Raw genomic sequence first — 12,768 nt, 5'->3', positions numbered from 1 at the left:
GCGAGCAGCTATCCTGCAGGCGTATGCGCTGCGCGTGGTGTTCGATGAAGCCGACGACGCAGACGCTGCGTAGCCGGCCAGTGGCTCTGGCGGAATCCCTGCCCCACACGCAGCGTTGCACCGATAAAGTCGAGACCGCAGCGGTAGACCATACGACAGGGAGTACACAGTGCAAGCGATCCAGGACAACGCGCCGATTGACGCCTTTCTTTCGTACCGGGAAGGCGATACCCGAGTCTCGGAGATCAACGAGCAGCTCAAGCAGTACGGACTTCGGACCCACTATTTCCATGACAAGGTCAAGCCGGGCGATCCGATCGACGAAGGACCTGCGCTCAGCGACGCACGCTGCATGGTGGTGTTCCTTGGCGACAGAGGGTGGGGCGAGACCCAGCTGCAGCAGGTTGCGACCTTCCAGACTACCGGGCGGCGGATTCTCCCCGTCCGGATCGGCGTCGTCTCCGAAGCCGCCGGGCGCGAACTCGGCGGGCTTTTCAGCCGATTGCTCTACGTCGACCTCACCAAGCACGACGACACGAAGCTAGCGCAACTGGTCCAAGCGATCCGCGAAGCCAACGAGAGCCCGAACGAAATGGAACCGCTCTCTCGCACTGGGCGCGATTCTTCCCTGACATCCAACGTCCGGTCTGACGAGCCGCTGACCAGCGCCCGCATCGCCCATGTGCTGCACATCCTCAAGGACGGCAGCGATCGGGAGCGCTTGGACGCGCTGAGGCAGCTCAACAGCCTGCATGCCAATGACCGCAGCGCCGTCGCCTACATCCTTCGCAGGCATCTGCGCGGCGACTTCGCCGTAGGGACCGAGGAAAACTTCGCAGCCGCCGTCCGCTCACCAAAGCGACTGGCGTCAATCCGGGGCTGGATGCTGAGCGCGCTGATCCAACTGGATGCCGAAGGCAACGCCGATCTGATCCTTCAGCACCTGCAGGAATCCGTAGAGCCTGATCGCGATGTGCGATTCTGGACGCTGGCGGGACTCTACGGCCGGGAGGTGAGCTTCGCGAATGACGCGATCGATCTCGCCCAGGGCGACAAGGAACCCGAGATCCTTTTGCTGGCCGAGCTCATGCTCCGGTCGTCCGAGCCCGAGCTCATTGAGGAGCTCACAAATCGGCTTCAATCCAGCGATTTTGGGGACTTGTGGCAGGTGCTACGACCCCTGCGGATCGTCCCGGTGCCACCGTTGGCACCGGTACTAACCGAGATGCTGTTCTCGTCGGCCAGCAATACGGCACTCGCGTACGACGTGCTCTACGCCTTCACCCCGCCGCCGATGGCCAAGGCCGCGGCGCCCCTCCTATTGGATCGGTGGACATCGGCCCGCGTCACGCGGGAGATCGTCACGACGACGGCCGGCTCGGCCTACCAGGCGGGCGAGCACTTCGTGCATCTGCTGAGTCTGCTGCCACCCGCGGAGACGATCGGGGCGCTCAAGCAGTGCCTGTCCGACCCGCAGCTGCGGTACTCGGCCGAACAGTTGCTGAACCAGCTGCGTCGCCTGAACGAAGAGACGCCCAGCCGCGCGCGGCACCGACCGGGGTTCCACAGCGACAAGGCGGACGAAGTCACCGATCGCCTGGGCATCACCGCCGAGGCCCGGACACTCGCCGCCATCATGACGGCCCACGACGTGAGCCCACCACTGGCCATCGGCCTGTTCGGGGACTGGGGCTCGGGCAAGAGCTTCTTCATGGGCGAGATGCGGCGCCAAGCCAAAGCCTTCTCCCTACAGGCGAAGCGTCAGGGGAGCAACTCGCCCTTCTGCAAGGAAGTGGAGCACATCGAGTTCAACGCCTGGCACTACGCCGACAGCAATCTGTGGGCGAGCTTGGTCAGCTGCATGCTGGAGAAGCTGCACAACCGCGTGCAGGGGCTCAAGTCACCGGCCGAACAGCGTGAGGAGATCGACCGGCAGATGCTTCAGGCGGTGCATGACCAGCAGAGTGCGATGCTCAAGGCGGATCAGGCCGGCGAGGAGCTGCGCATCAAGAGCGAACAACTGGCGACGGCGGAAGCCGAGCGCCAGCAACGCCCGGTCAAGGTCACCGAGTTGGGTGCGGAGGACTGGAAGCGCCTGATCGACAAGGACGACACGGCGAAGAAGGCCATCAAGGAGATTGCGACACGCGTGGGAATTAAGAATCTCACCGACGCCGCAGAAAGTTGGCAGTCCGCGTTGTCGGAACTTCGGTCACAGGCCGATGTCACTGTCAGCCTCGCGCGGTCGGTCACCACGGAATCGCGCAGGCCTCTGTGGCTGGCGCTGCTGGCCGCCGTGATCGTGATTCCGCTGGTTTCTGTGGCAGTGAACCGGTGGGTGACGGCGGACCAGACGTGGCTCGTCAAGCTTGGCGCGATCTCCGCGCAGATCACCGCCGTGCTTGCCGGCTCCGCCACTTGGCTGCGCAAGGCCATGGCGAGCTTCAGCGAACGCAGGAAGGACTTGGAGTCAGCGCGCGACTGGGTGAACCAGCTCCTACAGGCCAAGCGCCAGGAAGTCCCTACATCGGAGACGCAGCTCCAGGGGGACGTCGACAAGGCCAAGGCCGCCAAGGTCGCCGCCGACGAACAGGTCGCCGCGGCTCAGGTGGAGATCACACGGCTGGAGACCGAGCGCGAGAAGATCAGCTTGGCGCGCTTCCTGAGCGACCGACACAAGTCCGACGACTACCGCAAGCAGCTGGGCATCTTCACGACGATCCGGCGCGACTTCGAGATCCTGGTCGACCGGCTCAAGCCCAAGGAGGGCGAGGCTGCGCAGCTTGATCGCATTGTGCTGTACATCGACGATCTGGACCGCTGCCCAGCCGACAAGGTGGTCGAAGTGCTGCAGGCCGTCCACCTGCTGCTGGCCTATCCGCTGTTCGTGGTGGTAGTGGGCGTGGATTCGCGTTGGCTCCTGCACTCCCTGTCCAGCCACTTCAAGCAGTTCGACGACCACGTCGCGAAGCTGGCACAGGAGCAGGAGCAGGAGCAGGAGGGGGATGACGGTGCCGAGCACTGGACGGCCACGCCGCAGCATTACCTGGAGAAGATCTTCCAGATTCCTTACGCCCTGCGGCCGATGACAGATGGCGGCTTCGGGCAGATGATGGACGCGTTGCTTAAGCCGGCCGGCGACGGTGACGTCTTGGCCCCGGCCGCGCCCGAGGCGACACCTGAGGAGCCGAAAGCCCCGACGGCCGGTCCGACGATTCCGCGGGACGTGACCGTCCCCGAGGATCAGGCCAGCTGGCTGGCCCAACAGCCGAATGTCACCTCGGCCTCCTTAGTATCCAAGGCGGTCACCGAGGACGAGAATGCGTTCACGCCGGCGCCACAGCAGGCCGGCACCAGCGACGAGTCGCCGGACACGATTTTGGACGAGGCCGCGTTGACGATTCAGGCCTGGGAAACCGAGTACGCCAAGCGTCTGCACGCGTTCATCCCGTCGCCCCGGGCAGCCAAGCGATTCAGCAACGTCTATCGCATCATGAAGGCCACGGTACCGGCCAACGAGCTGGCGCGCTTCGAAGGCTCCGCGAACTTCCCTGGCGAGTTCCGGATGGCGATGATCTTGCTGGCCCAGCAGATCTCGTCGCCGCATCGCGCGGCGCAGTGGTTCGAGTTCCTCGCGCAACAGCCCTCCGACGGACGTCTGCACGACGCGCTGCTACACCCGCCGGAGGGCCGGCATCATGTCGCTAACGGAATTAAGGAAGCACTGGGAGGTCTGATCACCGACGATGCCCGGGACCTGCCCATCGAACGAGTCCAGCACTGGCTGACCATCGTCGGCCGATTCTCGTTCGATCTCACGCGTCGCAGGACCTGAAGCCAGTCCCTCAGGTGCCAATAGTGGGCATCTTGTTCCACATCATTGTGTAGCGCGGAGAGCGGCGTTCCCGCTTGTGGCCCACACCACGGGCTCGGCGCCGTTAGTGTCCATTCCGGTGCTGCCGAGCCTTACCGAGTCGCACCCCGTAGCGGTGATTCAGCGCGTCCATCGCCGCCATTAGCATGGGCGCGGCGCGGCGGGGTCTCGACAGGCTCTTCGGCGGCTGAGAACCGGTCGAGCTCTCTAGTCATGACCGGCCTAAAAGATCCGACAGGATAGCCCCGGCCTTGGCGTACCGGAAGCCCGCCTTAAACTGCGAGCGTACTGTCATTTCCGCGGCGCGCATCAGCGTGATGCTTATCTATGAACGGCTGGTTTTAGGCGTCCAGTCCAAGCAACTCAAAGGGCTGGAATGGGTCGGTAGCAGCCACTCTTAGCGGCTAGGGCCACTGTCTGCAACCAGCCTGTGCCTGTAGTTTGGTGGAAGCTAACTTTGCAGCGACCGCTGCAGGTGGCGGTCAAGCACCAAACTCACTTTGGTCGCCATCCAGTCGTTGAGCAACTGCTAACGGGCGTGGTACTAGGTAGCGGCATGAGTGGTGCAATGCACATTGGCTCGTTTCGGCCAGTTAACTCCCCAGCGGGCGAGCCAGCGAGCGCTCGATAGGTTTATGGATTCATGCCCCCTGACAGGCTCTGAAACTCAGATACCGTTGGTGCGCAGCCGCCAGTAGTCTTCGGATATAGCCGGGTTGCCCGCAGGCTTCACTGCAGGTTCGAAAGATGGCGGCCATTCCGCGCGGATTCCCTAGGGAACGTTGTAGCTGGTGGCTTCTACCTCTTCTCCACGGGAACGTAAGTGCCCCACTGAGCGAGGATCTCGGGGTCGGCATGGTTGAGAAGCGACGCATCCCATTCCGCGAGGAGATCCAGACTTTGTAGCGTTTCACGATCCTCCGGTGTCAGCCATCTCTGCCCACTGCATGCAACATCTAAGATGCGAATGGTTGTTCCAGCGTACCGCTGCCACGGGCCGTTCTCGAACAGCCATATCTCGCTCCTCGGGCGCGTGACATCCTGACGTGTAAGCTCATTATTTTCCGCAGAAGTCACCACGCATTCGAAGCTGCTATTCCAGACGAATTCCGCAGCCTCCCCAGCGTCTTCAATTTTGAGAGCCCTCATCAAAGTCTGGCTGCGTGGCATCACGTGCTCGCTGATGAGGCCCCCTGTGTGTTTCTCGCGCGCGCACACTGCCTTCTTAAACGCTTCGACACTCCAGAACCGACCGGCCTTCCAGCCCTCACGATATGTAATGAGGTCGCTGCTGCTACGGAAAAACAATGGCCGGAGATCTTTGACTTTGAGCTTCTCAGGGCCGCGATGGGCTGCGTGTAGCACCGCGAAGACATTGAGCGCTCTGGCAGCTGCCTGCCAGCTTCCTTCCCCAGCGAGGCTACCGGGCTTGAAGGGCATATAGCGATAGATGGGTCGTGCGTTCTTCTTTCTAGACGCCTTTGCTACCGGCTGCGGGTCCGGAATGCGAAAGCCACTCACGTGCGTGATCTCGGATTCTTCAAACTCATCAAAGGGGCGAGTATCTCGCTCCCCGTCGCCTTCTAGCTCCGGATTCGGTTCCCTCATAGACTGAGGCGCTGGTTGGCCTTCTGGCAGGCCAGGGTTGTCAAAAGTTCCACTGAATTGCCAGTTGGCAACGTAACGATCACTGACCGCGGTGTGTCCAATTGGTGCGCCCTCAAGCATCTGGTCCGCGACGTCGTGAAGCGCTTTAGAGATGTCCCAGAGCGAAGGGGTAGCGTCTCTTGGCTTGACCGCTGGCGTGGCATTGAGGCCCAGTAGCGCATTCGTTATGGACACTTCGAGGTAGAACTCTGGTGGATTTGAGGCAGGCTTAGTTGTCATTGGTGTGAGATATTGAGAAGAGCCGGACATTGTTCAAGCAACGCCGTGTCGCTTATCCTCGAGCGAGTCGTTCTCACGGTAACCAAATACCGTAGATGCTTCGACTGGCATATATGCCCCACCACACTGGGAAAATCCTTCATCGAGATTGACCTGCCGGCATTGCACTACAACAACTGCTGTAGTCTGACCAACAGCTGCTCTGCAGTGGATCGAGTCAGCCCCTCTTTGCCATTCACTAAAAAAAGCGACTTGCAAAACGGCCTGTAGAGCCAAGAGCGATCATCGACAGCAAGCCATCCAACGTGCGGAATATGGTTGGCCCACAACCATGCGTGACACTCTGCCTCCCTCTCGTAGCTGACCAAGGTGCTTGGGACATCATTCAAGCTACAAAACTGCGGCGTCACACCGACGATTCGGGCTGCTACGTCAGGGGTGAAGTGCATGCGCAGCTCGTCTAGCGAGACTTGCAAGCGCCAGGTGCTCGCAATGACCAGTCCAAGCTCCGGGACCTGTCGTACGACATTCTCCAGCACGGGTAGGAGGCAGAAGTGTTTAGATTCATGGCAGTGCTCAGGGTGAAGCACGCCATCGAAATCCAAAAAAAGTATAGGCATGAGATTTCTCTTATTTCGTTTGACAATGAAGGTCGTCGCATCGGGGGACCGGTTGCTTCGCTACCAAAGGTTAGGCTTTGCCCCGCTCCCTTTAGCAAGCCATGGGACCGTCTCCAGGTCTTTCCGCAAGTAGACGGTCTGTCTACAGTTCCCCAGTGCAGGACCTGCGATCGGTTCGATGGCGTCGTCGGTAAGTGCCTTGATCACCGCGCGAGAAGAACGGCCCAACGACTTGGCCACATTGGCGGCCAATACGTAGACAGTGTGAAATGTCTCAAGCGACCTTATGCTCACTCCTTGGGCCTGCCGACGACCGCAGGTGTATATCTCGACCTCTAGGAGGCCGAGGTTCACCAAGGCATATGCCACCTCCTGCTTCACGCCAAGTCGGGCAGCGACGCCGGGGATGGGCAAGATGGTGCTCCGCTGGCCTCCATACCTTTCGAGAAGGTGACCGCGATGGAACAAAAGCCCTGCCAAACCAGCAGATTTTGTGTAGCGGCCGATGGGCTGGAAATCTCGGGCTTCAACGTCCCTCAACAAAATGCAGAGTCGCTGCTCATCCAAGGGGCCATAGCGCAGCAGTTGATCCAGAGAAGTTGCCCAGGAAGGGACTGTGTCGTGCTCGGCCAGTGCTTCGAGCATTTCAGTCCATTTGTGAACCCAATCCTTTGGAATGAGCCACGGAGTGCCATGCAAGGTTGACTTCTTGGCATCAGTACAGAGAAAGGGTAATAGCCTGCTCAACCGTTGTCGCTTTACCCCCATAACCGAAGATGCTTCCGCCAAGCAGACTTCGTCGGTTCTGGCGCTGACCAAGGTTTGGATATCTGCCTGACGAATCATCACAAACTCGCGTCTTGACGCCGTGGTTCGCCGTGCAGATTGAAGATCGTTCTGATCTATCAGTTCCGATATCCGCCGTTTCGACAGACCAGTCTGCGAAGCGGCCGCTGAGATCGGCACCCAGTTCAACCTTGACCATAGTGATTCAGGCATCCGAAGGTTTCGTCGGCCCATTGCGCCGGACCAATGACCAGCGATGTAGTCCTCGAATGCCGCGTGCACCCAGTCGAACTCCGGATCTTTGAAGGCCCCGTAAAGTGCTCGGTAGAACCCACCAAAGACGGCCGGCAATCGTCCCGAGTTCGCGTGACCTGCGGCCAGGTCGCTCTGGCGCTCCAGCATATGGTGAAGCCCTGCTGGCCAGGTCGCCAGCATTTCGGCCGCGACGGTGCTTACCGTCCAGGAGACATCGAGAGCTTCTGCTGTAGCAATCTTCTGCGGTGCCCGCGCATGTTGGGAAGAACCGTATACGCCAAGCAATCGAACCAATCGGCTGCATTGCTGTGGGAGCAGCCGCTTGAGCTCCGGCATTTCCGTTTCCGGAAGGCCTCGTACCAGCTGTTCCATGGATAGACTCAATCGAACAACTGCTTGGGGCGCGGCGCTCGATGGAGCGTCACAGAGATTGGCGTTGCATCGGCAACGTGTCATGGATGACCGACTCCACGTAACTGGGACGCCGCATTGGTGGCAAACGTCCACGAGCCAACTTCCGCAAGAGGCGCACGCGTCTGCAAAAAGCAGCTCCCAGCCTACACGCCCAAAGCCGTGATCGCCCAGGCATCGCGGACACCAGCGGGCTCTGCGATGGAGCCACACAGCTTTGTCTGTTTGCAGACAAAGCCATCGCAGACAGAGCTGCGTGGCGGTTGGGTCATCCTCGACTCCGTACATGTCCTCCTGCTCAATCGCACTGAACGGCAACATGTTCGAATCAGCCAGTCTCATGCGATAGCTGCTCGGACCCTCTGCTTCGAGCGGGGATGGTCGTAACAGTAAGCTAGTCATAAGGCGCCTGATCGACACACTGGTCGATCAGGTCAGAGCCCGAAGATTGTTGAGCCCGGCATGGTCCGTGCACTTGCTGAAGTCTGGTATCGATCCGTCCCCATAGTTACTTGCGTAGTAATAACCTGCCCGGATCACATCGGCCATTTCCAAAAGCTTGAATAGGCGAATTGGGGGATCAATAAATCCATCCGATGCCGCGCGATGGATCCTGTTGATAGATTCACGGACCGAAATCCCCACTTGCACGGACCACCTCGTTTCCCAACTCAGCGCGCCTTGCGTTGGTACGTCGGTGAGCGATCGGCCGCAGAAGCAATGCAAGAGCTCTGTTCGATCCCAAGAAAGCTTGCGTTTGCACTGATCGCATTTCTCCAGAAGACGCACGCCGTGCTTTTCACACGCGATGTATGCCTTCAGTTCCCATTCACCGCGAGACCACGGCTCCTCGGAGAGACAGTGTGGGCAAACGTTGCGGGCACTGGTGCGCATCGCAGATATGGGTAGCTGGTCCTTTCCTAGGTAGAAGAAAGACGCTTTGCCGCTGGTGGTCGGCTCCGGTGTCAATCGATAACGGAGTTTCTGGCTTAGCTCATGGTCTCGGTTTTCAACGAGACTCACAAACCACTGCGCGAGTGCAAGCGCATTGCCAACGTACAGACGTGGATATGCATTCACTAACGCCGCCTTGTACATGTAGGCGCGTAGGCTTTCTGTTGCTTCCAGTGGTGGTGTCAGCAACAGGTTGGGGAGGCTGCTCTCCATTATTTATTCCGCTTTCCTGAACCGGTTGCAGCCCTTGCGCGCTGGCTGAGTGTGTAGGCAGTGGGGTCATCCCAGATAGAGAATGGCTCGTTTGCTTTGTCCAGCCGTCGCGGTGTGATGGCCGGATTGAATGGATTGAGTGCATCAGGAACATCCGCCCAAACCTGGACCTTGAATGCGTGTTGCAGGGCGTTGTAGTCCACAGTGGGGTGCGGATTACGAGCCGATGCAATCACCAATTCATCAATGATTTTGACTACGTAGTCGATCAAGCCATTGGTGGCGAAGTGAAAGCGCATTGCCACCTCGGAATCGCTCAAATCCAACCCCTCTTGGTAGGGCATGAGTGACTGCAGGTGTTGAAGAACGCTTCGGAAGGTGAGTTGTTCTTCGGCAGTAGCGAATCCGAACTCCGCAAGATGTATGGGAGAAGAGAATCGACGCCTGAGTTGTTCATTGGAATTCAGCGCAGAAATTGCCCGTGGCAAACCAAAGAGCACGACAGGTACACCGCATTCGTTGATGAGGTTTTTCAGCCAGTCAGTCACTCGCCGGTACTCAGGGCGCTTGCTGTCGCAGAAGTGATGGAATTCATCAATCAGTAACAGCTGAATCTCGCACTCTTTCACGAAATGGATGATGCGCTGGGTTTTCACGGCAGCGGAACCACGGGCAGCGGCCGTGTCGCCCAGAGCTACAAGCACTGCTTCCGTGAACGAACGCACCGTGGGGGACTCGGGCGCCACCACCCTCAGCACGGGGATGATCGTTTTGCGAGGAGTGGATTGGCGTGGGAACTGCTGCACGTAGTATCGAAGGACAGTTGACTTTCCGCAGCCGCTCTGGCCGTAGATCAGCAGCGCCCCTGGAACCTTGGCGAGCGTCCATCTTTCATGCGCTAGCGCAATAGCTCGCACTGCCTTGGTAAAGCTGTCGTGTTCAATGATGCGATCACGTACCGTGAACACGTAGTGGGCCTGGTTCTTGGACCTTGCAGTACCTGTAAGCCCAAGCATGCGGAGTTCAGCAATTTTGCTCATGCCATCTCCAGGCTTTGGGTACTGATGTTGAATTTGGGGAGCAACGTAGACTGAGCCAGGACTGGAAGCGGTGGAGCTTTCTCCAGTATCAGAGGCTGGAGCGCCTGATCCATGGCCTCGCTTGCGCGGGCTGCGGTTGCGCCATCGCTGTCCTGCATCGAGAAGGCTGCGGCTTTTTTGCGCTTTGCAGTTTTGTGACAGCGTAACGCGTCGGCGATCATTTGCTGGATCTCTGCTTTGGCTTCACGCAGCTGTTGCTGGGTCCATTCATCGCCAAAGCGTTTGACCACCTGCCGCCGCACGAGCAGGTGAGAGTGACGGTTCAGACCTTCGCAGTACTCTTGGTCATTCGCTGGGACACGGATGTATTCATCCGTGCTGGGCATCAGTACGTCGACGTACGAAATGTCGTGTTCATAGACCCGGATCTGGACCACAAGCTTTTCGCGCGAGCGTTCAAGAAGCGAGCCTAGGATGGGAGAGTTGTAGCGAACATGGTCGTACTCAACCCCATAGTGAAACAGTGTCCGAGTAGCGATTTGACCGACCATTAAATCAAGCTGTCTCGGGTATGCAGGCAAATCAAAGGCTCGTTTTCCTTCGAGTTCTTGCCAGACAAATAAAGGTGTTTTGCCCTGCAAGCCTTTATGAGGGGTGCAGTGGTAGACATCCACAACCCACTTGACGAGGATGTGGGTTACGGTGTCGATGTCCAAGGCCGCGGTTTCCTCCGACGGATAGTCACGCCTTTCGTCAACACAGTGAAAAACGGTACCAGGCATTTGATGAAACAAGTCCCTGCTGAGGGTGCCGAAGACTCGCTCAATTGCACCTTTCAACTCGGGATGCGCAGCTGGGCAAAATTGAATCTCGATTCCCGCTTCCAAACCGAACAGATCGACAGCATCGGAGTGCAGATCCATGCCGTTATCCACCACGACTTTTCCGGGCAGACCGCGTGCGGGCCAGGGGTTCTTGATCCCCTTGATGGATCCGACCAGTTCATCCTTGGGGCGGATTGCCATGCGCAACGCATATAGAACCGAATAGGCGGAGGGAGCATGGAAGCTGATGTAGAAGCCCATGATCATGCGGCTCTTGCGATCAATCACCAAGGTGAGCCATGGCCGACCTAAGACCATCCGCGTGATGCGACACACGACAAGGACATCAAGCGGCGTATGGTCGATCTCCCATCGTTCCAAAATGTCTTTGACCTGCATCGTCCCTGTGACAATGCGGAGCTCCCGCTCTGTGTAGGAGCCGCCCTCCCTCGCCCTGTCCACTACGGCCCGGTATAGCGTGTTCAGCCATCTGTATATGGTGGACTTGGATGGCGGCTTGAGCTGTTGATCAAGCGGCAGGCTGCGGTTCATCCGCGCAAAGCGATCTGCCACACCGTCCGCCACTGCCTTACCGGGCATGCGCTGTCTGTTCAGGAAGACTTCGTTCACCGTTTCTTCAAAAACGCTAAACTGAACAGGATCAGTTTTGAAATGGTTGCGGCAGCGGCCGTCCACCAATTTGGAATAACACCGGGTCGCGCGAAACGAAGTCCACCAGCGCCAGAGCGAAGACCAACTTGGAGGCGCTTTGTCTCCCTGTTCTGAGGCGATGACCTGTATTGCTCTGGTTAGGCGTTCCGGGCTGCAGACAAAGCCTTTAGGCGTTTCCATCATGAGCTTCTGCGCTCGGTTCAGGTATTCGAGCCTGCGTTTAACTTCTGTTTGCTCGTCGGGTTTGAGCGATCGCAGATCCTGGGGTGTAGCGAGGTAGATCAGCTCTTTGGTCGGCCCCAGTGAAGTTTCGTCCACCACCCAGGTCGCATCGGACCAGCGTCGATACACCTCTTGTTCCGTCAAGACTTCGATGTCGCCAGAGTCTTCGTGTTCGAATTGCAATTTGCAGGTAGCCGTACGCTTGAGAAGCGTCCAGATCTTCGTGCCCTGCAGGAATCGAAGACCCTTTCTAAAGGAGAAACGCACCATCGCCGGCCTCCTTGTTCAGTGCGGTCCATACTTTGCTCGCTGGGGTGAGCTGCAGCTCCAGATTTGTCCGCAGCTGGCCGCGCGCGATGAGCGCAAGGACAACTTGTTCGTCGCCCAAAAGTACCGATAGCTCCGCCGTCGTATAAAGCCGGTGGTTGCTCAGACCGTTCACGATTGAATGCACGCTCGTGTCAGTCCGGACGGCTCTCGTGGCCTTCCAGAGCTCTTCTAGATTGGTGTGTAGCGGCTCCCGGCGAATTTGGTCCTCGCTGAGAATTCGATAGCTGCGTCCTTGCTCGGCGAACCGAAGGGCGATCAGTTCGAGCTTTTGCTTAATCTTGGTGCGTGAAAGATCAACTTTGCGCTTCACTTCGATCCACGCCTCGCTTCCGTCGGCGAGGCGGAGCAAGAAGTCTGGATAGCAGATGCGGACTTTTCCGCATTCGTCGTAGTACGTCTCTTTGCTCGGCTGTTCCTGGTACCACGCAATGAGCGGGTGCAACTCGAATAGCAGCGCTGCATCCCGCTCAAGAAGCGTTTCCCAATGAACCTGCTTTTGCAGTTTTTTGCTGGGAAACTTTCCCCGGATGCCGCGCCCGCTGCGGGTTATGACTTTTCTTGCTCTCATGTTTTTCTTTGAGGAATGGTCGGGCCTGCCCCTGTAAAAAGTGAGAGGCAAATGCCGCTGAAATAAATGAACTGGACTGCGAACCGCTGCCTTTCTATGGACGTAGGCCATG

The 12,768-nt window shown here is 58.5% G+C and carries 8 protein-coding genes; 1 reads left to right on the top strand and 7 read right to left on the bottom strand.

What is annotated here, in order from left to right:
- The first annotated feature begins 169 nt into the window (after window positions 1-169).
- The gene (locus R1Z03_RS12000) at window positions 170-3,835 is read left to right on the top strand and encodes a P-loop NTPase fold protein (protein ID WP_317360002.1); all 3,666 of its coding nucleotides are present in this window, start codon (window positions 170-172) and stop codon (window positions 3,833-3,835) included.
- 837 nt (window positions 3,836-4,672) lie between these two features.
- Here R1Z03_RS12000 and R1Z03_RS11995 read toward each other — a convergent pair.
- From R1Z03_RS11995 to R1Z03_RS11965, 7 genes are all read right to left on the bottom strand, one after another.
- On the bottom strand, window positions 4,673-5,791 hold the full coding sequence (locus R1Z03_RS11995) for a hypothetical protein (protein ID WP_317360000.1): 1,119 nt from the start codon (window positions 5,789-5,791) through the stop codon (window positions 4,673-4,675).
- A 137-nt stretch (window positions 5,792-5,928) separates the two neighbouring features.
- Complete coding sequence (locus R1Z03_RS11990) at window positions 5,929-6,381, bottom strand: HAD domain-containing protein (RefSeq protein WP_317359998.1); 453 nt, start codon at window positions 6,379-6,381, stop codon at window positions 5,929-5,931.
- A 60-nt stretch (window positions 6,382-6,441) separates the two neighbouring features.
- Window positions 6,442-7,794: a hypothetical protein gene (locus tag R1Z03_RS11985; protein ID WP_317359996.1), complete on the bottom strand. Its 1,353-nt coding sequence runs from the start codon at window positions 7,792-7,794 to the stop codon at window positions 6,442-6,444.
- A 468-nt stretch (window positions 7,795-8,262) separates the two neighbouring features.
- On the bottom strand, window positions 8,263-9,000 hold the full coding sequence (locus R1Z03_RS11980; protein ID WP_317359994.1) for a TniQ family protein: 738 nt from the start codon (window positions 8,998-9,000) through the stop codon (window positions 8,263-8,265).
- Complete coding sequence (locus tag R1Z03_RS11975) at window positions 9,000-10,040, bottom strand: TniB family NTP-binding protein (protein WP_317359991.1); 1,041 nt, start codon at window positions 10,038-10,040, stop codon at window positions 9,000-9,002. Before R1Z03_RS11975 ends, R1Z03_RS11980 begins: the two co-directional genes overlap by 1 nt.
- A complete protein-coding gene (locus R1Z03_RS11970; RefSeq protein WP_317359989.1) occupies window positions 10,037-12,028 on the bottom strand; it encodes a DDE-type integrase/transposase/recombinase in 1,992 nt (663 codons plus the stop codon). Before R1Z03_RS11970 ends, R1Z03_RS11975 begins: the two co-directional genes overlap by 4 nt.
- Complete coding sequence (locus R1Z03_RS11965; protein ID WP_317359987.1) at window positions 12,009-12,767, bottom strand: TnsA endonuclease N-terminal domain-containing protein; 759 nt, start codon at window positions 12,765-12,767, stop codon at window positions 12,009-12,011. Before R1Z03_RS11965 ends, R1Z03_RS11970 begins: the two co-directional genes overlap by 20 nt.
- Window position 12,768: the final 1 nt, after the last annotated feature.

The organism is Acidovorax sp. BLS4 (genome assembly GCF_032929295.1).
In the GTDB taxonomy this organism is placed as follows: domain Bacteria; phylum Pseudomonadota; class Gammaproteobacteria; order Burkholderiales; family Burkholderiaceae_C; genus Paracidovorax.
This window is presented reverse-complemented; position numbering and strand designations above follow the sequence as displayed.